The sequence below is a fragment of the Proteus sp. PR00224 genome, from assembly GCF_016238105.1.
Classification (GTDB): Bacteria; Pseudomonadota; Gammaproteobacteria; order Enterobacterales; family Enterobacteriaceae; genus Proteus.
In genome coordinates, this window is the sequence record NZ_JAEHQU010000002.1 from 432742 (window position 1) to 457694 (window position 24953).

Sequence of the window (24953 nt, forward strand, 5' to 3'; positions counted from 1 at the left end):
TGTGGTTTTTTTATGGCTTCTGTTTATAAAACCCATAAAAAACCCCGCAATCATACGGGGATCTCAATAAGAGAAAACGAGAACATAGATTTATGATGAAACGCTTTTTTTATAAAAAGCGATAAAAAGTTAGTTAGGATAATTAATCCACTCTCCTCCATTTAACTTGATATAAGACTGCCCTTGATAATCAACCACAACCGTAGCTTGGTTTTCTGCAACATTGGCAGTTTGAGGAAGTTCACTGGCTAATGCATCCCAATCAATAGCAGATTGGTTAAAAACATCCCCATTCACATTACGAGAAATAAACTCAGAGATAGCTAAATAGCTGCTTGGTTCATCAACAATCACAGGAGGGTTAAATGATGCTTGCTCTTTTATTCCAGTGAAACGAATACCAACAGGTACGGTAGTAATACTTTGGCTTGGAATATCTCTTAACCCTGACATTTGCGTCTTATCACCTTGTAAAGCCGCACCATGCTCAGGCACAATCACCACCATCACTTTTCTTCCTTTTTTATCTAGTTCATCCATAAAGCTATCTAAATTATCAAGTAATGTGGAGGCACGTTTGCCATAATCAGCAGTACTATTTTCTCCTACATAACGGTTACCATCATGTAGTGATACCAAGTTCACAAAGGTCACAGTGCGGTCTTCGTTAGACTGTTCACGCGCTTTCAACCAACGTTGTAATGTTTCCTTATCGTTGTAAATTTTGGTGCCATCAAATGCGGTAATTTGATGAGAAAGATTTTCTTGATCTTGTAAGGCGATATTAAGATTGCCGAGTTGCTGAACTTCTTTGAGGTAATTACCAAACTTCCCGTTATGGTCGAGTACCAATTTCTTGGCAAATCCTAACGATGATAAATTATCCATCAGCGAGCATTGCGTATCTGCGGGATCGTATAAATCAGAATGGTGAGTCTGACCACAACTCGCACGTAATAATCTTAATGATGCAGGACCACTATAAGAAGATACGCTGTTAAAGTGGCTAAATAACACATTAAAGTTACCCCAAATTGGGTGTTCTTGTAGCCCAACAGCCGCCGCATCAGCGGTAGAAAGTGAACAAATATTAATAATCAAGATATCAAAAGGCTGAGCATTGGCTACTAACTGCGCAGGAAATGGTGTCGTACGTTTTTTCTCGTAACCATAAAATTGTGTGAGCCAATCATCCAATACCTTATTATTAACCTTCTGTTTTTGTGGTGGATAAACAGTATTAATTGATGTACTTTCTACCTCTTTAGTCGGTACAACTTCAGGGAGGACTTGAGGTTCGACTGATGCGGGTAACACCTCAGGAGCTTTGACGACCGCAGTGCTTTTTTCAGTATTAATGTTACTTTCTTGCACAAAAGTATTCGCTGAAACAGGAGGCACCATACCTTGAGAAATATGAGTAAACCCACCAATATTTAGCCACAATACACCTGCAATAATAAAAACAGATACCCTTACCCACTGTTCAATAAAAAGGTAACCGACTAACAAAACAAAGGCGACACCTATCATTTTGATATTGATAAAGTTAACAGTTAACTCAACCAGGTAATCAAAGGAAAACTGTTTAAGTTGCCCACCTTGGGCAAGTACCGTTGAAAAGCTGGGTAACCAAGTATCATGGTAAAATAGTATTATCCCTATTGGGATAGCGACCCAATTGCGCATTTTATGCCAAATATTTTTTGGTAATGGGAACAATAAAAAGGCAAGAAAAAGTAAATTGCTAAAAGCATCAAAATTTAAATAACCATACCAAAGCAAAACAAACTTTAGTAAAAAATAGAAATTCCATGCTCCCAACCCATGCCAGTAATGTAAAAAATTGAACTGGGTTGTATTAGATTTGTTCATTTTAATTTCCTACTCTTTAGTATAAATAAATCCAATTCGACAGTTATATGATTACTCACATCTGTCTTTTTATTACTTCTGATATTTAATTAACTACTAAATAAACATATAAGAGAATATTTATTTAAAACCAAGTAAAAACCCTTAAATAAAAAAAGAATCTCGCCAGAAAATACCGGTCTCTTATATAAAAGAAAAATTAATGCTAGAAAAATTATTTAAGATGAGTTTAAAAATAAAACACTCAACGTTCTATTTATATAATAGCGCCTATTTTTAAAAATGATGCTTTATTTACATTAAATAATGAAACACAGAGTTATCTTATTTTTATATTTCGAAACAAACACAAAACAAATTACACATCAATAACACCAAATAACAATTAATAAACATACTTATCAATAAACAAACAAGAGCCTCAATATAAAAACAAAACTAATCAATAAAAGAATATAATATAATGATTTTTCTATGAAAAATGATACTAATCAAGATACAATAATGATCATCGAATTTGAATAATTTAATATATTGTTATAAACAGCTAATCTACTTTTCTTTTTTTTTACTTTACTTTGTAGCTAAGCCCTTTCCGTTATTATTTAACAAATAAATTTTAAAAATATAAATATAAAAAAGAAAACCAATAGCCATCTTTTATAGAAATAAGATAATAAATATCTATTTTATGTGTTTTTACGTAATTGAAATAATGTATTTTAAAGCCTATTCTAAAATAAGAACCTTAATTAAACAGAACAAATCATTAATCAGACACTATTTTATCAAGATTTTAATTTTGATAGAAATCTATTTTTATTTTATTCAGAGGTTATTAAAATGAAAAATGGAAATTTTATTAACTCAAATATGAAAATAGAAAAAAATAATCTAAATAAGGACATTGATAAACTAAAAAAATTATTTTCATTAAATAACTATCACTATCAGGATATTAATAAAGAAGAAGGAAATAATATGCTTATTTATCGCTGGCCATTACTTAATGCATTTCATTACATGACTAAATGAGGCTAACTATGCCACTTATTGTATTAAAAGGACTCCGAGGTGGAGTGGGTACAACATCCACGGCAATTGCACTTGCTCGGCAATTTAATCAACAAAATAAAGAAGTGCTGATTATTGATAATTGCACAGAAAATATTTTGTCTTTCTATTTTCCAGCACAGCAAAAAAGTACCACATTAAGTCAGGCATTATTAGCAGAAACGCCAATAGAGGAGAGTATTTTTTACTATCGACCACACTACCAAGTGTTACCTTTTGGTTTGGTTAATATGAAGGATAACTTGCTCTTACAATTGTCATTCTCAGCAAAACAACATCTTACCCATTTTTTAACGACATTTATTCAGCTACACCCTGATGCCATTATTTTAATGGATTTACAGCATACGCAAGACACCCTTTTCGCGTCTTGGATAGAAAAAGCGGATATTTTTTTTACCGTATCAATGGCAGAAAGCAACTGTCATATTCGCCTTAACCAGCACACATTTATCGAAAATGAATATGTATTAATTAACCAATTTCGTGCCACCAGCCAAATTCACCAAGATTTTTATCAATTTTGGCAAACGACACCATTTCCATTATGCCCTGTTGTTCTTCATCGAGATGAAGCCTCACTAGAGGCCTGTGCCTCACGTTTACCTTTATATGATTACCGAGCTAATTGCATGTTAGTAGAAGAAATATCGCAACTTGCTCAATGGTGTTTTTCGTTATTTAAGAGGAAAGAAGGACAGTCATAATGCCATCATCTTACGATGCTACGAATAAAATCGAAAAGAATGTGACACAACATATTCTTATTCGTTACTACAAGTTTTATCGCCATAACGGTGCATCTCGTAGCGCAGCTATTGTTAGCGAGCTATTTATGGGCATTATGTGGTTTTTTTTACGGATGGAATCCCCTTTTTGGCGGAAAATTGCCAGAAAACAACGAGAGCTATATCCTCATATTGATCCCCGTTGCCCTAAAATTTTTGATCCCTTGCGCTATTTGTTACAAAGCATTTGGCTAGCTTGCCATTATGTAGGGCAATTACTGATTAAAAAACCCACACAATTTATTTTCTATATTCGAAAAACATACAAAAAACTCTTTGTTCATGTCTCTCCTATCGCGATTGAAATCATTGAACATAAGGAAAAAACCACACCTTTTTGGCAATATGCTCTCTATTCCATTATCGCTATTTTTGCCATTTTCTTTATTTTACTCAGTATCACTCAACCGTTTGATCTTACATTTCAGTTCGTTTTTGTAATTGTTCTTTGGCTAGTTGCCTTAGCTATCCGCGATATTCCTGGGCGTTTTTCTTCTATCGCAATGGTTATGTTGGCACTGACAATTGCATGTCGATACATATGGTGGCGTTATCATTCAACCCTTTATTGGATTGATAATTTCAGTCTATTTTGTGGCTTACTGCTTTTACTGGCTGAAACTTACGCATGGTGTGTACTATTCCTTAGTTTTATGCAATGTATTTGGCCACTGCATCGAAAACCTGTTTCTATGCCTGAAGACATTACACAATGGCAAAGCGTTGATATTTTCATTCCTACCTATAACGAAGATCTGCAAGTTGTTAAACCCACAATCTATGCCAGCTTAAATTTAGATTGGCCTAAAGATAAGCTCACTATTTATCTGCTTGATGATGGCTCCCGTCCTGAATTTAAAGCATTTGCTCAAGAAGTTGGTATTCGTTATATCGCACGAGAAAAACATGATTTTGCTAAGGCAGGTAATATCAATCATGCCTTAACTCTTGCTTCTGGTGAATTTGTCGCCATCTTTGACTGCGACCATATTCCAACACGTTCATTTCTACAATTTACAATGGGATGGTTTTTAAAAGATGAAAAAATAGCTTTGGTACAAACACCTCACCATTTTTTCTCCCCAGATCCTTTTGAACGTAATTTAGGTAACTTTCGTGAAACACCCAATGAAGGCACACTCTTTTATGGGTTGGTTCAAGATGGTAATGACACTTGGAATGCAGCGTTTTTCTGTGGCTCGTGCGCAGTTTTACGTCGTACTGCATTGGATGAGATTGGTGGCATTGCCGTTGAAACTGTTACAGAAGATGCGCATACCTCATTACGCTTACACCGTCATGGCTGGAGATCTGCTTATATTCGCATTCCACAAGCCGCTGGTTTAGCGACAGAATCATTATCCGCACATATAGGTCAACGTATTCGATGGGCGAGAGGAATGGTGCAAATATTCCGTCTTGATAATCCCTTGTTTGGTAAAGGACTAAGCGTGCCGCAACGTCTTTGTTACTTAAATGCCATGTTGCACTTTTTTTCTGGCATTCCACGGATGATTTTCTTACTCGCACCACTAACGTTTCTTATTTTCCATGCCTATATCATTTATGCACCTGCGATTGCGATCGCTCTCTATGTTGTGCCGTATTTGATCCACATTTCACTCGCCAGTGCAAAGTTACAAGGCGCTTATCGCCACTCATTTTGGGGTGAGGTTTATGAAACGATTTTAGCGTGGTACACCACTCGTCCAGTGTTAAGTACCCTTATCTCTCCTCATAAAGGAACTTTCAACGTGACTGGCAAAGGTGGCGTGATGGAAGAAGGCTTTGTCGATTGGCGAATTAACCGCCCTTACTTACTCTTTCTCAACTTGAACTTGCTAGGTATTTTGTTTGCTTTTTGGCGCATAGCAACGGGCGATCCCGATGAAGCATGGGCTGTTACCATGTGTTTATTATGGGTTTGTTATAACCTTATCTTACTTGGTGTTGCAATTGCAGTTTCTGTCGAAACAAAGCAACAGCGCCGTTTTCCTCGTGTTCGCGTTAAAGTTCCTGCCATGTTGCTGTTAGATAATGGCTCTCTCTACCGATGTTATCTCTATGATTTTTCTGATAATAGCTGTGCAATTTTATTGCCTGACAATGTCAAACTTTCACTATCTCCAAATGAAAGCATCACACTATTACTCAGTCAAAATCAGCGTGAACATGCCTTTAAAGCCAATATTTCACGTATTGATGGGCAAATTATTGGATTACAACTCCTTGAAATGACAACGCAAAAAGCTATCGAGTTTACTGCTTGTACTTTTGAGCGAGCCGATACTTGGGCAGATTGGCAAAATGAACTTCCAACCGACAGACCTTTAAGCAGTCTCAAGAACATTATTTTTATCAGTATGCAAGGTTATAACACCTTGTTAAAGCGTGCTCCTTACTTTATTTACGCTACTTTCCGCTTACTCGGTCTCTTTTTGCTATGGCTTTCATCGTTACTCCCTCAACGCGTTAATGTTTCACAAATATTTCATCAGTCTTGAAGGTAAAACTCAGTTTTCTGGGAATTTATTAATAAACAATAAGATCATGGGTAACAATAATGAAAAAACGTTTTCTCATATTTGCCTTATTTATGCTCACTTCTTCAGTTCATGGAGATGAAACGCAAGAAGCGCAAACCACTATTTCAGAGCCACCCGTTACAATAACTGAAGCAGCTCCTGAAGTTATTTCTCAAGCAGAGCCTAGAAATACACAATTGCCTTCTACAGATATCACGCCTTCTGCTCGCCAGAAGATATTAAAATTTGCAGAGACAGCACCTAGTTATGGCGCGATCCATTTGACGGGTGTTAGCCCTGATGGCTATTTAGAATTTGGTGTCCGTAGTGATGAATATGTTTCTAAAGCCACTCTTGATTTAGAATTTACACCGTCTCCGTCACTCCTTCCTGTGGAATCTCATCTTAATGTCTATTTAAATGATGAATTGATGGGAGTTATTACCTTAAAACCAGAAGATTTGGGTAAGAAAAACCAAATTACGATACCTATTGATCCTTTATTTATTCAAGATTTTAACCATATAAAACTCTCTTTTATTGGCCATTATCGTGAAATTTGTGAAAACCAAGCAAATACAACACTCTGGCTTGATGTAAGTAAAAGCAGTCAACTCAATCTGACCTTTCAATCACTCCGTTTAGGTAATGAGTTAGCGCACTTCCCTGAACCCTTTTTTGATAGCCGTGATTTTGGAGAATTAACACTGCCAATGGTTTTCAGCCAGTCACCTAATTTAGCTCAACAAAAAGCGGCAGCGATCCTCTCTTCTTGGTTTGGTACTCAAGTTGATTGGCGTAAGCAAAATTACCCTGTTTATTATGATACTTTGCCAAATCAACACAGCATTGTTTTTGCAACCAATACACAAAAACCCGCCTTTTTAAAACAGCATCCCGATGTGAAAGAACCAACCATCGAAATGCTGACGCATCCAACCAATCCTTATATTAAGTTACTTCTTATTATGGGGCGTGATGATAACGATTTGATCACTGCCGTAAACGGAATAGCCCGTGGACAAGTTATCTTCAGAGGGAATATCGTCACAATTAATGAAGTAGAAAAATTGATCCCGCGTGAACCTTATGATGCGCCAAAATGGGTACAGTTAAATAAACCTATCTACTTTAATACGCTACAAGACTATGAAGGCCAGTTGCAATCTCGCGGATTAAAACCGAATCCTATTACATTAAATATGACGTTACCGCCTGATCTATTTATGTTTAATAATACGGGATTACAAATGCAATTGCGTTATCGCTATACCGCTCCTGCATTTCAAGATGATTCTCGTATGTCTATCTCAGTAAACGACCATTTCATTAAAGCTTATCCTCTTGAGAAAGATAAAAAAGATAATCTTGTCATCGCTTATTTACCGCTTATTCAAGGCTGGATTGAGCATAAGAATTTATTGAATATACCCGCCGTAAAACTGGGTGAACGTAACCAAATTACATTTGCCTTTGATTACACCAACCCCATTCCTGGGGGCTCAGTAGATCAATGTATTACTTATCAACCTGTACCAAATGCTGTCGCTATTGATGATTTATCTAGCTTTAATTTTACAGGTGATTATCGACACTATATTGCACTGCCTGACTTACGGGTTTACAGCCATGCAGGCTTCCCATTTAGCCGTTATGCGGATCTGTCAGAAACCTTGATTTTTGTTAATCAGCAACCGTCTCCAACACAATTATCTACCCTATTAATTTCAATGGGGAATATAGGTGCTCAAACAGGTTATCCGGCACTCAATGTTTCATTAACCAGTTCATTGGATGAAGTGCAAAAAAGAGATGCTGATCTACTACTTATCGGAACCATTCCACCTGCATTAAATAATGATAAACAGATGAACGTACTGATTGATAAAGCACGTAGTGAAATCACTCTGCCTTCTCGTGAAATCAGTATCTTTAGCCACACAAGTTATCAACCGACTGATAAACGTCCTGATAGCCGGATCTCGCTGACCTCAAAAGGATCGATGGGGGCAATTATTGGTTTCCAATCTCCATTCTTTTCACAGCGTAGCGTTGTCGCATTATTAGCCGATAGTACGCAAGGTTACAAACTGTTAAATGAGGCGATCAGTGATAGTGGTAAGCGTGATGCTATGCATGGTTCAGTAGTATTGGTCAGAGAGTCTGGCGTAAATAGCTTGCGTGTGGGAGATACTTATTTCGTCGGTTATTTACCTTGGTGGGAAGAGGTTTGGTATGTGTTTGCTTCTCACCCTATATGGCTTGGTTTAGCGGCAATTGTCGGCATTATTCTTGTCTCTCTTCTTATTTGGCGAGCAATGAAAATAAGAAGCCAACGTCGTTTAGCGACTAAGGACTAAGCTATGTGGCAATTTGGTCACACACATCGCCACTCTGTTATTGCTCTCTTTTTGCTGACAGGCTTTTTGCCTGTCACGCAAGCCAGTGAAGAGGCAACAGAAGCCTTTTTACAAGAGCAAGTGAGATTAGGAACATCCACAGGAAATGAAGTTTTAGTGGCTCAATCGCTATATCGTTTAGCGTTAATTAAACCCAATGATCCTAATATCTTGTTAATGCAAATTCAGTTTGCTGTAAAACAGAAGGACAATGCAAAAGCACAACAGCTATTTACCCAATTAGGTACTCAATTTCCACAGTCAGAGCAATATCAGCGTGCAATCAAAACGTTATCACTGACAACGGATGTTAATCGGCAAAAATTACAGCGAGCCCAGCTTTACCGTACAGCTGGCCGCTATGATGATGCGTTAAATTTATACGATGAAATTTACCGAGGAATGCCTCCCGATGAGACTTTAGCACTCGAGTATATTCAAGTACTTATGCAATCGTCTCACGATGATAAAATAGAACGACTCAATCATATTTATCGTCAGTATCCGCAAAATACGAAAATAGCGAGCCTCTACCAGCAACAACAACACGCCATAGAGTCAGTAAAAAGCCCAGTTTCAACAATAAAACCGCAAATAGATGTTACCTCATTACCTATTGCGACCTTAAAACAAAAAGCACGACAACAACCTGATAATGCTGATGTTGTTGGTGCTTTAGGTGTCCGTTATTCTCGTGCTAATCAACGCAGTGCAGCTATTTTTTATCTTTCCCAAGCGCTGAAATTAGCGCCCAACCATGATAATAGTGGTCAATGGCGATCTATGTTGCAGGCTAACCAATATTGGCATCTGCTTTCAAAAGGCGATGACGCACTCTTAAAGCAAGATTATGAATTAGCAGAACGCTATTTTAATCAGCTTAATAAGTTAAGCCCTTATGAAAGTGAACCTTATCTTGGTTTAGGTGATATTGCTGTTGCACAGCGGCAATGGGATGTTGCCGAAAACCATTATTTACAGGCATTAAAATATCAACCCAATCACCCTGCAACGCTACATCGTTTAGCAAAGCTTTATCGCCAACAATCTCATGAAAAAGCGCAACAATTTATTGCAGGCTTAACACCTAGACAATATAAAAATTTAGCAGAAGATTATGGCTATATTATTTCTGGTATAAGGCAAGATTTAGCGGCTGATGATGAACATAAAGAGCAATACCTCAGTGCGATTGAAAAACGTAAGGCAATAGCTAAAGATTATCCTAATGATGTTTGGAATATTTATCGTCTTGCTGATGATTTATTAATTACCCAGCAAGACTCTGTCGCTGAAGCGTATTTTAATCAGCTTAATCGTCGTCTTCCTAATGATCCGTCTCGCCTTTATGCTTATGCGTTATATCTCAATAAAACAGGACGAGAAACTCAAGCACTTGATACGCTAAAAACGATCCCCTTATCTCAACGCAGTGAGAGCATGAAAGCGTTAGATAGTCGATTGCGTTTTGGTGAAATAGTCGCACATGCAGAGTCTCTACGAGCGAAAGGACAAGAACAACAAGCTGTTGATTATCTTTTTGCTCATATTCCGCCAGAGCAAAAAATTCAGACTTATTTGTTATTAGCGAACTGGGCTCAAGAACGAAATAACCTCGATCAGGCCTTAAGTTATTACCATACTGCACTGAATTTAGAACCCAATAATGAAACTGCATTATTAGGTGCGACGGATATCGCCTTAGAACAAGGGAAAAAGATGCAGGCAAAATACTACCTTGCCAAAATAGAAACGCTTTCTCCCAACCAGTTTAATCGCAACTCAATTAGACGCGTTGCCAATGCTGAAAAAGAAGTAGGTAATACAGAAAAAGCACAACACTATTTTGCTTATTTGGCACAACAAATTGAAACAGAGCCAGACAGTGCTGATCCTTTAGTATTACGCGATATTGCTCGTTTTCAGCGTGATGGGCAACATCGCCAACAAGCTCACTATTATTATCAACAAGCTATGATCAAGGATGGAATAACAGATAGGTTGCCAAAAGATAATATTGAGTACACCACATTAATGCGTAATGACGAAAAAGATAATTGGCTATCTCGGAGTTTACGCGCGGATGCTGACGCGCTTTATCGCCAACAAGAGTGGCGATTTACGCTTGAGCATGATTATTGGGGCTCTAGTGGTAGCGAAGGTTATTCAAAACTACGCGCCCACACCACAATGTTACAACTTGATCACCCTGTTTATGATGGGCGTTTCTTCTGGCGTGCAGACTTAGTTAATCTTAATAGTGGCAAACTGGGTACATCACCATATGATTCAAAATTTGGAACTTGTTACCGCACGGGTTGTTTCCCGCTAGAACAAAAATCCTTTGGTGTTAGCCCTGCAATTGGCTGGGAAAATGGTCAATGGCAATGGGATCTTGGTACCACACCGTTAGGTTTTGAAGTGACTGATTGGGCCGGTAAAATAGCCTATAGTCATGATCTTTTTAATGTGGGCTGGACACTTGATATTCACCGCCGCCCTGTTAATAGCTCTATGCTTGCTTTTGGTGGTCAACGAGATATTTGGACTAACCAAATATGGGGGGGTGTAAGAAGAACCGGTATTCGTTTAAGCGGAAGTTATGATTTAGGTGGGAAAGATGGTTATTGGGGTGAGGTTTCTGTTGATAAATTGACAGGTAAAAATGTTGAAGATAATAGCAGTGTCCGAGGAATGGGAGGCTACTATTATAAACTTATCAATGAGAACAACCGCCGCGTTTCTGTTGGGTTAAGTACTATGCTTTGGCATTATGATAAAGACTTAAGCGGGTACACTTTAGGTCAAGGTGGTTATTATAGCCCTCAAAAATATGTCTCTTTAGGACTCCCAATTAATTATCGTGAACGTACTGAAAATTGGTCTTGGGAATTATCAGGCTCTCTTTCTTGGTCTTACTCCCAAACAGATGACAGAAAGCGTTATCCTTTACAAAATCTCGTTTCTCTCGATAAATTTAATCGCTATATGAATGAACTTAGCCCCGAAGATCGAGAAGAAATAATGAGACTTTATTATCAAGAGCGTGATGCGGTTGATGAAGGAGATTCTGGCAATGGCTTTGGTTATACCGCCAGAGCATTAGTTGAACATCGTATTACGCCGCATTGGTTTATTGGTGCAGCTATTGATATTCAACAAGCCAAAAACTATACCCCAAGCCATGCATTAATGTACTTGCGTTATTCATTTGATGGTTGGAACGGTGATTTAGATTTACCGCCAAATCCTCTTATTCCTTATGCTGACTTTAAATAACGTTCAATGTATAAAATACACAAACGGGAAGCACTGGCTTCCCGTTTAACGTTTTCTCTAAAATGATGAGAGCAAACTGCTATTATTGCGCTTTACGAAAAAGCCCAACAAACAGCCAACCTACAATCATGGCAAGGACAAATAAAATACCTTGATAAAACCCAGCACCTGCTAATACCAAGCTAGGACCTGGACAAATTCCAGCTAATCCCCAACCAAGACCAAATAACGCACTACCTAACACTAAGGGTTTATCAATCATTTTATTGGTTGGGATATTTAAAGGGCATGCTAATACACTTTGCTGTCTACGCCGTGTTAATTGGTAACCTATCACGCTGACAACCAGTCCTGCTCCCATGATTATCAATAAAGAAGGGTCCCAGTTTCCTGTGATATCCAGAAAACCTAGAATTTTTTGCGGATTGCTCATTCCACCAACAATCAATCCTGCACTGAATAGAAGACCACAAAGAAAAGCAACAAACTTAGTCATTTTCTTAGCCTCCTATCACATGACGCTGAATATAAACGGTAATAAATGCCGTTGCCATAAACACTAACACAGCAACAATAGAACGACGCGATAATCGTGCTAATCCGCAAATACCATGACCACTTGTGCAACCACTGCCTAAACGTGTACCTGCTCCCACCAGCACTCCGGCAATAATTAACATCCAAGGTGATGTTTCAATTACTGGCGATAAGGGTTTATCAAAAAAATAAAACAGTGTAGGTGCGATTAGCATGCCTAGTAAAAATGCCCAACGCCAGCCATTACCTTGCTGTTTTGTTGATAAAACCCCACCCAAAATCCCGCTTATTCCTGCAATACGACCATTAAATAACAGTAAAATGGCGGCCGCAGCACCTATCATAAGCCCACCAATTGCCGCACTTAAAGGCGTAAAGTGAACCCAATCTATATTCATAAATTAACCTGCTATAGGGCAATAAAGCTGATAAAGCGTATTGAGTAGTACGAGAACTTTTTCATCAGCAATAGAATAAAAGATACGTTTTCCATCACGACGAGTATTCACTAACCCTTCATTGCGCAAAACGGTTAGCTGTTGAGAAAGTGTCGGTTGACGGATACCTAAACTCTCTTCTAATTCACTCACACTTTTTTCGCCCTGACTTAGCTGACACAATAATAAGAGGCGATCGCCATTTCCTAGCGTCTTAAGCATGCTAGACGCTTCATTAGCCGCCAATTTCATTGCATCTAATAAATCAGGTTGAACTCGTTGTGTCATGGTAAACTCCATAATCAATATACTTTTTAATAATATGTTAATTTATATATTGTGCAAGTTTTCTTTTTATTGCGTGTTTGTATAAGCCGCTATATGCTCTGTAACATGAAAACGGTAAGAGTCCCCATCGCCTTAGTGCAAAGCGTTATGCGAACACTGCGTGAAAAATTGCAGCAGGCTAATCTTTATCTTAATACAAATTACCCAGAACCTACTCTACATTATAATCAGAGAGGAACTATTGCAGGCAGTGCCTATTATGCAAATTGGGAAATTCGTATTAATCCTACATTATTGATTGAAAATAAACAGAATTTTATTGAAGAAGTTATTCCTCATGAATTAGCGCATTTATTAGTTAATCGCCATTTTGGTCGTGTAGCACCTCATGGAAAAGAGTGGAAATGGATGATGGAAACAGTATTACAAGTTTCAGCTAAACGAACCCATCATTTTGATGTCAGCGCAGTTAAAGCTAAAACCTTTCCTTATGCTTGCCATTGTGAAGAAAAACATCAGCTTACCATTCGCCGCCATAACAAAGTATTACGCGGAGAGACACAATACCGTTGTCGCCATTGTCAGGCTATTTTACAATTTATTAAGCATGAATAAATGCAGACAAAAATAAAGCCGATGTGTTGATTAATTCACATCGGCTTTATCTTGAGAATGAATATATGGGATTGTCTTAAGCAAACTCGCTCATCACATGAGATGCGATTTCAAAGTAAATAATAAGACCTGTACCATCAATTAACGTCGCGATAAATGGTGCTGAAACAACCGCAGGATCAATACCTAAACGCTTTAATACCATTGGAATAACAGATGAAACAATTGCACTCCAAACCGTGATTGAAATAAGCGTTAAGCCAACCACAATCATCACTTCCATACCCACACCTAAGAACCAAGCACGCACAAAACCAGCAATACCCATAGTCAGTGCAACCATTATCGATGTGGTTATTTCTTTTCTTAATACAGACCAAACATTACGTAAGCTCACTTCTCCTAATGCCATAGCACGTACTAATGTTGAGGTGATCTGTGTACCACTATTTCCACCCGTACCAATCAGCAATGGAATAAAAAATGCTAATGAAATCGCAGCTTCGAGTCTGTCTTCAAAAGCATGTAACACAGTGCTGGTATACGCTTCTGCCACAAACAGCATCAATAACCACACAACACGTTTACGCCATAATGTTACTGGACTGGTTTCTAAATAAGGCTGCTCTAAAGGTGAAGTTGCACCCTGCATTTGTGCATCAAGTGTATTTTCATCTTCAATTAATTCAGCAATATCTTGAGGACGTAAAACACCGACCAATTTTCCAAAATGCATCACTGGTACACTGTCTAAACCGCTATGGCTAATCAGTTGATACACATCATGTCGATTCTGTTCTGGTGAAACAGAGAAAAAGGTTTGACGCATCACATCAGACACAAACAGATCATTAGCCGCGGTTAATAATGATTTAACGGGCAAAATCCCATTTAGATAATTATCTTTATCCACCACATATAAATAGGTTGGAATTAATTCATCTTTTAAATCATTAACCAATTGAGCTTTCACATTTTCAACAGAATCAGCGACAGAAACCGCAATATAAGACTGGCTCATATAAGCACTAACGGTTGCATCATCTTTTAAACGATTGTATTGGTCTTGAGTTGAGTTATTTTGTGGTGTGTTTAAGGATGCATCTGCAACTAATACAGCATCCATTTTGTTTTGAGTATTGAATTTCATTTTGTGGTTCCCTATTACTGTTTGTGTTTAGCAAATCAGTTCTCCATAGGGGCGAAACCAGAAGCGAGAATGCAAAAGCTATCTACACGTCTCGGTTTTAGCACTATACAACGTATCCGATGAATACTGGAAGTTACATGGGGATATACCTTCGGTCGATATATCCTGTCCTAATCTTGGGCGTCTCTCGACGTCGTCAGATCAGTAACCTGTGTTTGTATAGGAGCCTCGCCTAACGAGATACTGCACTTTTCTTGCGAATGCGGCGCGCATTATAACCACCCACAATATAATGAAAAGCACGATAACGATTTTGTTTAAGTTCTATTGAAAAATAGCCTCAAGCATTCATCACACAATTAAGAATTGTAATTACATTCGAAACCAATATATAAAAAGAAATGAAGTTTTCCTACGAAAGCTAAAATCGTATAGTAAAAGATAATCTGTTTATTAATTGATTATTTTAATGCTAATTTTTGTACTCTTATTTCTTCTGCTTGCAAAAATATATCTTTTACCGTTTTACCATCTAATGATTGGCACATTTTACGCGTGATAATATCCGCATTTTTATTACGACCTGCGATAACTAAATCATTAAAATTAATATCATTAAGGATCGCTAATTCTATTGCTTCATCAAAACGTGATTGTTCATCAAGGGGAAGTGAGTTGCGCATTTCAACAATTGAGATACGTAGCGACTCTACATTAGAGCCATCAAGGGTTTGTTGAGGTTTTTCACAGCCAGATAACATGACACTAAATAAACAAACAAGTAACAATTTTTTCATATACCCCCCCTTACCCAGTCAATAGTTTAAATAATAGCAGAATGTTTATAAGGAAACGCCCCACTAACTAAAATATATTTTTAGTTAATCATTATTTCCAATATTTTTATTATTCTGAATAAATAAAAATCTTCTTTAATTTAAAATAAAGGGAAGCATTCTCCAAATTATTCAGTTTTTTAATGGGGAGAATAGACATAAAAAACCCTGTTAATAAATTAACAGGGTAAAAAAAACAGGAAAATAGAAGGAAATACTTAATAAAAAGAGGTTAAGCGAGCTCAACATCTCCTTTTAAACGACAGCTACATGCTAAGACATAACCTTGAGCTATCTCTTCAGCCGTTAATGTACTGGTACTGCTGACATCATAATCACCACTCACAATACGAGTTTTACAACTACCACAAACCCCTGCTCGACAAGCCGCAAAGACAGGAACTTTATTTTCTTCCATAGCGGATAATAAAGTCATGCCAACAGGAACTTTAATTTGTGATAATGGATGACGAATAGTCATGGTTAATTGTTCGTTTTCATCAACACAAACAGGCTCATCACCAAAACGTTCCATAAAGATATTCTCAGCAGGTACACCAAGATTTCTTGCAAAACGTCCTGTGTCTTCCATATAACTATTTGGGCCACAGCACATAACTGTACGACTCGCAATATCAGGTACTAATGCAGCCAATTTTTCTTGAGAAATGCGTCCACTAAATAACCCTTTATTATCAGGTAATTTAGGCATCATGATAAAATTAAGATTGTATGGATATGCATTTGCTAATTCGATCCACTCTTTCTCAAAAATAAACTGGCTTTGCTCACGAATATTAAAAATAACCGTGATGTCTGCTTTAGGTTGATTATTTAACAACCAACGTGTCATCGACATAACAGGTGTCACTCCACAACCTGCTGCCAACATTAAATAGCGCGCACCTTCTTTACCAGCACAAGTAAATTCACCCTGAGCATCAGATAACCAAAGATAATCACCTGGTTTTACTTGTGATGTTAACCAACCTGAACCCACACCATTTTCTAAACGGCGAACGGTTAAAGTGATAAATGGACTTAATCCCGGAGAAGATGAAATGGTATAAGCACGCAGTATTTCATCACTATTATTGATACTCACCAGTGCAAACTGACCTGGTTTATAAGAATAAAAGTCATGATTAATTAAATTCAGCGTCCACACTTCAGGTGTTTCCTGATTAATAGAGTGAACTTGCATACGATTAGGACAAAGAGAAGTAGGCATCGTCATGGATATTGATCCTTCACCGAAGCCCGTAGGCTTCGGTAATGATAATGAATTTAAAACATTAAGCAGAAAGAATATCTTTTAGATCTTGTTCTGGTGTAGTAATAGAGCGCATACCAAATTTCTCATTTAGTACCGCCAGCAGATTGTCGGTTAAGAACGCAGGTGCTGTTGGGCCGGTATAAATGTTTTTCACGCCTAATGAAAGCAGTGTCAATAAGATAACAATCGCTTTTTGCTCGAACCAAGAGAGAATTAAAGACAGTGGTAAATCATTCACACCACAACCTAATTTTTCAGCAAGGTTAACGGCTAGCATAATCGCTGAGTAAGCATCGTTACACTGACCCACATCAAGTAAGCGTGGTAAGCCTTCTAAAGTACCGAAATCCAGTTTATTGAAACGGTATTTACCACACGCCAAAGTCATAATTAAACAGTCTTGTGGAATTTCTCTTGCAAGATCGGTGTAGTAGCTACGTTCACCACGGCTACCATCACACCCCCCCACTAAGAAAACATGACGTAATTTTTTCTGTGAAACTAAATCAATCACAGTATCAGCGGCATTTAATAGTGTTTCACGACCGAAACCAACTGTAATTAAATGCTCAATTTCATTGTATGGGAAACCTTCTAATGATTGTGCTTGTTCAATCATTTCAGAGAAGTCATCACCAGTAATATGTTTTACACCCGGCCAGCCTACAATACTGCGAGTCCAAATACGGTCACCGTAATTACCAACATTAGGATCGATAATACAGTTTGAAGTCATTAATACAGGACCTGGGAATTTTGCAAACTCAATTTGCTGATTCTGCCAACCACTTCCGTAGTTACCCACTAAGTGTTTATATTTTTTAAGTTCTGGATAACCATGAGCAGGTAACATTTCACCATGAGTATAAATGTTAATCCCTTTACCTTCCGTTTGCTCAAGTAGCATTTGCAAATCTTTCAGATCATGACCTGAAATTAAAATCGCTTTACCTGCAACAGGGCGCACGTTAACAGTAACTGGTGTAGGGTTGCCGTAAGCTTGAGTTTCGCCTTTATCAAGAATAGCCATAATGCGGAAGTTCATTTGACCAATGCCCATCGCATTTTCTAACAACTCATTCATATCAGCAGGATCAGTACCTAACCACGCCATATAACGGTGATATTCTGCATAAATTTCATTGTCATACTGACCTAAAACATGCGCGTGCTCCATATAAGCCGCAGCTCCTTTTAAGCCATACAGGCACAGCATACGTAATCCATGAAGATCATCACCGATTTGCGCTTTATCTGCATTTAAAGCAAAAAGCTGAGCTTGTTTTTGTAAACTGTCTAAATCGTTACCCGCTAATTGGATTTCAGCTCTTGGATTAGTGACTTGAATTGCCGCATTTTTCGCTAAAGTACGAGATTTCAAACTTTCACGGAAATAGATAGCTTCTTTCGCATAACCAACAATGCGATCAGAATCAAAGTTGACGTTAGTTAACGTAGAGAAAAAAGCACGAGGAGCAAAGCTATCTACATCATGATCAATAATACCAACGCTACGCGCTGCTAAAGCCCACGCTGAAAGCCCTTCTAATACCGCAACGAGTAAATCTTGAAGATCAGAAGTTTCTGCTGTTTTACCACACATACCTTGCGCATAGGCACAACCATTACCTACAGGCGTTTTCATTGTTTGTTCACATTGCACACAATACATATCGTATTCCTTCTAATAAAAGATAACGCTTTATTTTTATAAGTTGCATTCAAGATGCAACATAAGAATACGCCATTTTTATAAGAGCGAAAGTGCAATATTGAACAATTTAAATGTTGTTTGATCTAACGCAATTTCTAGCAAACCTTTTAATATTCCTTTTTTTATCCTTTGATTTGGCTTAAGCCAAAAATCTTTTTTTAAAAAAAAAAGATTAATTACATGACACCGTAGGCATGTAAATGAGAAGGATTATTTAAGAATTATTGATGGTTGTTTTTTTTGTTTAATCATATAAAGACTGAGAGATGAAACGATTAAGTTCATCCATTTTTGTTAACTCAGTAATATTCTTTACTATTTTTTATAGTTAATATCACCTATTGCATCAATAGCTAATCAAATTATTTCAATTGATATATGTTATTAGCACGAGTATTACGAAATGAAACTACATATTTGAAAGATACTCACCCCTACATTGGAGATTAAAAATGATTAAATTAAATAATGTTCCATCAGAATTTCGCCCTCTAGAAAGCTACAAAATGTTAATTGGAGGAGAATGGGTATCTAGCACATCGCAAAAAACAACCAAAACCTATAGCCCTACTACTGGTGAATTATTAAGTGAATACCAATCTGGTAGTGCTGAAGATGTTGAACGCGCAGTGAGCGCTGCACGTAACGCATTCAAAACATGGAGCAAAACGTCACCTGCAGAGCGTCAAGCCCTCTTATTAAAAATCGCAGATCGTTTAGAGCAAGAGCAAGAACGCTTTGCTTGGATTGAATCGCTTGATAACGGTAAGCCACTCAATGAGTCGAAAAACATAGATTTACCTGCCTCTATTGACCATTTTCGATATTTTGCAGGCGTGATACGCTCTCATACCGATGAAAGTGCCATCCTAGACGAAAATACCATTAGCCTTGTTATTCGCGAACCTATTGGTGTTGTGGGCCAAATTATTCCATGGAACTTCCCATTATTAATGGCAGCATGGAAATTGGCACCAGCGATTGCGGCAGGTGATACCGTGGTTATTAATCCAGCAACACTGACTTCCCTTTCATTATTAGAGCTAGGTCGTATTTTAAATGAGATATTACCAGCTGGTGTGATCAATATTGTTACAGGGCGCGGTTCTGTCGTAGGACAAGCTATTTTAGAGCATCAAGATATTGATAAACTTGCGTTTACAGGTTCTACCAATGTGGGTTATACCGTAGCAGAAGCCGCAGCGAAAAAAATGGTTCCAGCAACATTGGAATTAGGCGGTAAATCAGCCAATATCGTGTTCCCTGATGCAAACATGAAAAAAGCGGTCAAATATTCAGCATTGGCAATCTTGATGAACCAAGGACAAGCTTGTGAATCAGGTTCACGTTTGTTCTTACATAAAGATATTCATGATGAATTTTTGAAAGCATTAAAAACTGAATTTGAGAGTATTCGTGTTGGTGACCCACTTGATCCGAATACGCAAATGGGTACACAAGTTAGCCAAGATCAAATGGATACTATCTTAGGCTATGTTGAACTCGCTAAAAAAGAAGGTGCGACAGTATTAACAGGCGGTGAACGTATCACCGGTGAAGGTTATGATGATGGTTTCTTTGTTCGCCCTACTATCATTATCAATGCCACAAACCAAATGCGTGTTGCTCGTGAAGAAATTTTTGGACCTGTATTATGTGTTATCCCATTTGATAATGAAGATGAAGTTATCGACATGGCAAACGACTCTGAATATGGACTAGGTGGTGGTGTTTGGACTCAAGATATTAACCGTGCCTTACGTGTTGCAAAAGCAGTAAGAACTGGTCGTATGTGGGTTAACACTTATCACGAACTCCCAGCTCACGCACCATTTGGGGGTTACAAGAAATCAGGTTTAGGACGTGAAACACATAAAATGATGTTAGATGCTTATAGCCAAGTGAAAAATATCTTCATCAGTATGAAAGAATAAGATTTTCTCTCTTTTCTAAATTCTTATAAATATAATATCTATACTCATCTCTTCGCCTTCTCCCCAGAAGGCTTTTTATTATCTATAATTTCTCACACCTCAAGTTATTACCATAAAAAAACCGCATCCTTATCGCTATAAAGTATGCGGTTTTATGTTGTGTTGTTAGCCAATAAGTAAGAACGAGTTACTCTGCTTCGGCTTCTTTTTTGCTCACTGAGTGAGTTTCTTTATCTAATTCAATATTATCAGCGTTAACATCTTTTATATGATCTCTTGTTAAGCGATAAACAACAGGGCTTAATAACGCTAATGCAATTAAGTTAGGGATCGCCATCATTGCATTGAGTGTATCAGCCAATAACCACACAAATTCTAATGATTGTGTTGCCCCAACTGGTAACGCAATCAGCCAAGCAATGCGAAATGGCATAATAGCTTTAGGTCCAAACAGGTATTGCACACATTTTTCACCGTAAAAACTCCAGCCTAAAATCGTGGTAAATGCAAAAATAGCTAATGCAATTGCCACAATATAGTTACCACCCGGAATAGCGATAGAGAATGATGCGGCGGTTAATGTTGCACCACTTTGCCCTGTTAACCATTGTCCTGTGATAACAATAGTTAATCCTGTAACAGAGCAGACAATGATGGTATCAATAAAAGTTCCCAGCATCGCAATCAAACCTTGGCGAACAGGATTTTGTGTTTTTGCCGTCGCATGGGCAATAGGCGCACTACCCAATCCCGCTTCATTTGAGAAAACACCACGCGCAACACCAAAACGGATCGCCGCCCAAACAGCTGCACCTGCAAAACCACCTTGAGCAGCAACTGGTGTAAATGCAGATTTAACAATAAGGATAATAGCATCTGGGATCGCAGTCACATTCAGTGCTAAAACAACAATACCTGCACCAAAATAGCCAACGGTCATAATAGGAACTAATTTACCGGCAACATCAGCAATACGTTTAATGCCGCCAATGAGCACAGCACCGACTAAAACAACGAGCACAATAGCGGTAATTGTCGTCGAAATACCAAAATTACTTTCCAGTACATCAGCCACAGAGTTTGCTTGTACTGTATTACCAATACCAAAACCTGCAAAACTCCCAAAGACAGCAAAAACAGTACCTAGCCAAACCCAATTTTTACCTAAGCCATTTTTGATGTAATACATTGGCCCACCGACATAGTTTCCATATTTATCAACTTCACGGAAACGTACAGCAAGCACGGCTTCTGAATATTTGGTTGCCATTCCCACTAATGCGGTCATCCACATCCAGAACAATGCACCTGGACCACCTAAGACAACAGCTGTTGCAACACCAGCAATATTACCCGTTCCTATAGTGGCGGATAGTGCGGTCATCAACGCATTAAATGGTGATATCTGACCTTCGCCTCTTTTATCATTTTTTTCAAATAACAGCTTAAATCCTGTACCTAATTTCCGAATAGGTAAAAAGCCAAGTCGAAACTGCATAAAAAGGCCGATACCGAGAATACCGACAAGCATCGGAACTCCCCATACCACGCCATTTATAGCGCTTAATATATTAGTGATAAAATCCATAAATTACCCTTTTTCGTCCAAATGTTATCTAAATATGTATTTTTTGTTATCAATTACACTAAAGATGAAAAAGTGAAAATATGCTAGAAAAAAAAACGACTAATTTTAAAATTGACTAAGTTATGTGAGAAATATCACTTCATTATTAAATTACGCTATCATTAGGTTCATCGTTACAATACTTCAGTCAAAGTTATGCATAATCATAAATCAGCACAAAATACCCAAAATGAACGTCGTTTTAATCTGTTCAGAAAAGCGCAAGAAACCAACCTTGCACCACTAAAAATCCTACTACTATCCGCTGTGGTTGGCTCGCTAGCTGGATTAGTGGGCGTTTTATTTGAAAAAAGTGTTAGTTGGGTAATTCATTTTCGACAAGAAGAACTGATTAAAACCTTTACTAATCCTTATATTCTGGCAATAAGTACTTTGCTTTTTTCCTCTATTTTAGCAATGCTGGGATATTATTTAGTCAAGAAGTTTTCACCCGAATCGGGTGGCTCTGGAATACCTGAAATTGAAGGTGCGATGATAGATATTCGCCCTGTTCGTTGGTGGCGAGTATTACCTGTAAAATTTATTGCCAGTATTGGAACTTTAGGCTCTGGTATGGTGTTAGGACGAGAAGGTCCAACGGTTCAATTAGGTGCCAATATCGGCCAGCTCGTAAATGATATTTCTCGAGTAAAAGATAAAGAGTCACGCCACACGTTATTAGCAACTGGTGCAGCCGCAGGATTAACCGCTGCTTTTAATGCACCTCTAGCAGGTATTTTATTTATTATTGAGGAGATGCGACCTCAATTTAAATACAGTCTTATTTCAATTAAAGCAGTCTTTATTGGCGTTATTATGTCTTGCATTGTTTTTCGCCTATTTAATGGTGAAGGCGGTGTTATTCATATCGGTAAATTTTCATCCGCACCACTCAATACACTCTGGCTGTATTTAGTTTTGGGTATGTTATTTGGCATTATTGGCGTTATATTCAGTAAGCTACTTTTTTATGTCCAAACCCAATTTCAGCGTTTCTATCAAGATAAAACATCACGCTTTGTTTTAACTGGTGGCATCATCGGTGGGCTTTGTGGCTTATTAGCATTAATTATTCCTGAAATAACTGGCGGTGGATTTAGTATTATTCCTGCGCTGAGTACGGGACAATATTCCCTGATTGCGCTATTACTTTTCTTTGTTTTACGAACGATCACATCTATTGTCAGTTTTGCCTCTGGTGCTCCTGGCGGTATATTTGCACCCACTCTGGCACTAGGTACTCTATTTGGCAGTGCATTCGGATTAACTGCAACCTTACTTTTCCCCGATTATCAAATTCAAATCGGTACATTTGCTATTGCAGGAATGGGCGCATTATTTGCGGCAACGGTAAGAGCACCACTAACAGGGATCGTCCTCGTATTAGAAATGACCGATAATTATCAACTTATTCTGCCTATGATTATTACCTGCTTAGGAGCAACGATGTTGGCGCAACTATTAGGTGGTCGCCCTATTTATACGGTTTTATTAGAACGCATATTACAAAAGTCTGAAGAAAAAGAACAAACAGACCAATCCCTCGACATTAAAAGCGATAAATCACCACAACAATAAAATTCGCTTAAACAAATAAAAAATACCCCAAAGTTGGTGTCCAACTTTTGGGGTGCAGTTCATTATTTGGGGTATTTAAAAAGAGATGATAGTTCTTAACTATTTTTTGCGTGCGATTAAAGTAGCAAAATTTAAGGCGATACGATTGCCATTTGCATCTGTTTTATGTAAATGTCCTAGATCCTCATTATATTTAATAATTCCCCAGTCTTTATAATAATCAGCTAATTCGTTTGGACGTAAAAAGGTTTTAAATGGAATTTCAGCTGGATCTCTATTTGGCGTTTCAACAGGGCAAACAATCACATTAATACCATTAGAGTTGGTACATTCCTGCATATTTTTAATAATACTTTCAATACGTTCCCGTTGGCAGAACATCAATACAACAGTTGAAAGAATAATATCGTATTTCTCAGTAAGTGAAGCTTTATTTATATCATATAAGCCACTTTTTACAGCCAATCCTGTTTTGGTTTTAACTGTTTCAATAGCATCAATATGTGAAGCATTAATATCTAACGCCGTCACATCATAACCTTGAGACGCTAAATAGAAGCTGTTTCGACCACGACCAGCACCTAAATCTAACACCTTGCAAGGCTGAGTAAACGTTGCCATATAACGTACTTCAGAATGCGGTAATGATAAGTCGTTTTCTTTAAATAGCTTATCTTCTGGGGCACATAAAAAAGAGAGTTGGCAACGTACATCATCACTGGCTTTATCTATTTTATGCCACTGTTGAGGTTGAATTAAAGGTGGCTGATCCTCAGTATTACACTCAACTGAAATTTGTGAACCATCATCATTAAAAACAACAAATGTCATGTTGCCTTGCAGTACTCGCATTTGGGCATAAGTGCCTTCCTTTGTATTGTGACGTTCTAATAACGCTAAAGGTATGGATGTACGAGTCCACTCTGGCATTGTTTTATAACTTACAAGTTCCATAATTCAACCTCAATTAAGATGCATTTTAAATACATCTTATGGCAATCATTATCATTCGTAAAGAAGG

18 protein-coding genes and 1 riboswitch are annotated in these 24953 nt (G+C 37.8%); of the genes, 8 read left to right on the forward strand and 10 right to left on the reverse strand.

Translation table 11 applies throughout. The features are described from left to right. Positions 1-129: 129 nt before the first annotated feature. On the reverse strand, positions 130-1875 hold the full coding sequence (bcsG, locus tag JEP71_RS05295; protein ID WP_198625865.1) for a cellulose biosynthesis protein BcsG: 1746 nt from the start codon (positions 1873-1875) through the stop codon (positions 130-132). An 843-nt stretch (positions 1876-2718) separates the two neighbouring features. Between bcsG and bcsR the strand changes: the two genes are divergently transcribed. Genes bcsR through bcsC form a run of 5 tightly spaced genes read left to right on the forward strand, consistent with a single transcriptional unit; the run spans position 2719 to position 11940 of the window. Beyond that, a complete protein-coding gene (gene bcsR / locus JEP71_RS05300) occupies positions 2719-2910 on the forward strand; it encodes a cellulose biosynthesis protein BcsR (RefSeq protein WP_198625866.1) in 192 nt (63 codons plus the stop codon). An 8-nt stretch (positions 2911-2918) separates the two neighbouring features. Beyond that, complete coding sequence (locus tag JEP71_RS05305) at positions 2919-3656, forward strand: cellulose synthase operon protein YhjQ/BcsQ (RefSeq protein ID WP_196533366.1); 738 nt, start codon at positions 2919-2921, stop codon at positions 3654-3656. Then, positions 3656-6241, forward strand: a complete 2586-nt coding sequence (bcsA, locus tag JEP71_RS05310) for a UDP-forming cellulose synthase catalytic subunit (protein ID WP_198625867.1) — start codon at positions 3656-3658, stop codon at positions 6239-6241. Before JEP71_RS05305 ends, bcsA begins: the two co-directional genes overlap by 1 nt. A gap of 59 nt (positions 6242-6300) precedes the next feature. Then, complete coding sequence (gene bcsB, locus JEP71_RS05315; protein ID WP_198625868.1) at positions 6301-8622, forward strand: cellulose biosynthesis cyclic di-GMP-binding regulatory protein BcsB; 2322 nt, start codon at positions 6301-6303, stop codon at positions 8620-8622. Between the two features lie 3 nt (positions 8623-8625). Continuing rightward, complete coding sequence (bcsC, locus tag JEP71_RS05320) at positions 8626-11940, forward strand: cellulose synthase complex outer membrane protein BcsC (RefSeq protein ID WP_198625869.1); 3315 nt, start codon at positions 8626-8628, stop codon at positions 11938-11940. A gap of 82 nt (positions 11941-12022) precedes the next feature. Here bcsC and JEP71_RS05325 read toward each other — a convergent pair whose 3' ends face one another. The 3 genes from JEP71_RS05325 to JEP71_RS05335 are packed head-to-tail and all read right to left on the reverse strand — an operon-like array spanning position 12023 to position 13202. Beyond that, the gene (locus JEP71_RS05325; RefSeq protein ID WP_198625870.1) at positions 12023-12436 is read right to left on the reverse strand and encodes a DUF6691 family protein; all 414 of its coding nucleotides are present in this window, start codon (positions 12434-12436) and stop codon (positions 12023-12025) included. A 4-nt stretch (positions 12437-12440) separates the two neighbouring features. Continuing rightward, positions 12441-12875 carry a YeeE/YedE family protein gene (locus JEP71_RS05330; RefSeq protein ID WP_109371192.1) on the reverse strand — a complete coding sequence of 145 codons (435 nt, stop codon included), beginning with the start codon at positions 12873-12875 and terminating at the stop codon, positions 12441-12443. Positions 12876-12878: 3 nt separating this feature from the next. Then, on the reverse strand, positions 12879-13202 hold the full coding sequence (locus JEP71_RS05335) for an ArsR/SmtB family transcription factor (protein ID WP_036912417.1): 324 nt from the start codon (positions 13200-13202) through the stop codon (positions 12879-12881). A 105-nt stretch (positions 13203-13307) separates the two neighbouring features. On the opposite strand from JEP71_RS05335, the gene JEP71_RS05340 reads away from it, so the two are divergent. Further along, positions 13308-13817 (forward strand): SprT family zinc-dependent metalloprotease, encoded by a 510-nt coding sequence (locus JEP71_RS05340; RefSeq protein ID WP_023581469.1) that lies wholly within the window; start codon positions 13308-13310, stop codon positions 13815-13817. 76 nt (positions 13818-13893) lie between these two features. On the opposite strand, the gene mgtE is transcribed toward JEP71_RS05340, so the two are convergent. From mgtE to hcp, 4 genes are all read right to left on the reverse strand, one after another. After that, positions 13894-14967 (reverse strand): magnesium transporter, encoded by a 1074-nt coding sequence (gene mgtE / locus JEP71_RS05345; protein ID WP_100159143.1) that lies wholly within the window; start codon positions 14965-14967, stop codon positions 13894-13896. Positions 14968-15042: 75 nt separating this feature from the next. Continuing rightward, positions 15043-15214: riboswitch (M-box (ykoK) riboswitch) on the reverse strand. A gap of 214 nt (positions 15215-15428) precedes the next feature. Then, positions 15429-15764: a DUF6694 family lipoprotein gene (locus tag JEP71_RS05350; protein WP_198620915.1), complete on the reverse strand. Its 336-nt coding sequence runs from the start codon at positions 15762-15764 to the stop codon at positions 15429-15431. 271 nt (positions 15765-16035) lie between these two features. Continuing rightward, entirely contained in the window at positions 16036-17040 is a 1005-nt protein-coding gene (gene hcr / locus JEP71_RS05355; RefSeq protein WP_198620914.1) for an NADH oxidoreductase, read from the reverse strand. 58 nt (positions 17041-17098) lie between these two features. Then, complete coding sequence (gene hcp, locus JEP71_RS05360; protein ID WP_196533359.1) at positions 17099-18751, reverse strand: hydroxylamine reductase; 1653 nt, start codon at positions 18749-18751, stop codon at positions 17099-17101. A 494-nt stretch (positions 18752-19245) separates the two neighbouring features. Here hcp and JEP71_RS05365 point away from each other — a divergent pair, with 494 nt between their 5' ends. Next, positions 19246-20727, forward strand: coding sequence for an aldehyde dehydrogenase family protein (locus JEP71_RS05365; protein ID WP_198625871.1), 1482 nt, complete (start codon positions 19246-19248; stop codon positions 20725-20727). A gap of 187 nt (positions 20728-20914) precedes the next feature. On the opposite strand, the gene JEP71_RS05370 is transcribed toward JEP71_RS05365, so the two are convergent. Next, positions 20915-22315 carry an alanine/glycine:cation symporter family protein gene (locus tag JEP71_RS05370; RefSeq protein ID WP_099074772.1) on the reverse strand — a complete coding sequence of 467 codons (1401 nt, stop codon included), beginning with the start codon at positions 22313-22315 and terminating at the stop codon, positions 20915-20917. 195 nt (positions 22316-22510) lie between these two features. Between JEP71_RS05370 and clcA the strand changes: the two genes are divergently transcribed. Continuing rightward, entirely contained in the window at positions 22511-23932 is a 1422-nt protein-coding gene (gene clcA, locus JEP71_RS05375) for a H(+)/Cl(-) exchange transporter ClcA (protein WP_109371202.1), read from the forward strand. 99 nt (positions 23933-24031) lie between these two features. On the opposite strand, the gene tehB is transcribed toward clcA, so the two are convergent. Further along, complete coding sequence (tehB, locus tag JEP71_RS05380) at positions 24032-24886, reverse strand: SAM-dependent methyltransferase TehB (protein WP_198625872.1); 855 nt, start codon at positions 24884-24886, stop codon at positions 24032-24034. Positions 24887-24953 lie beyond the last annotated feature (67 nt).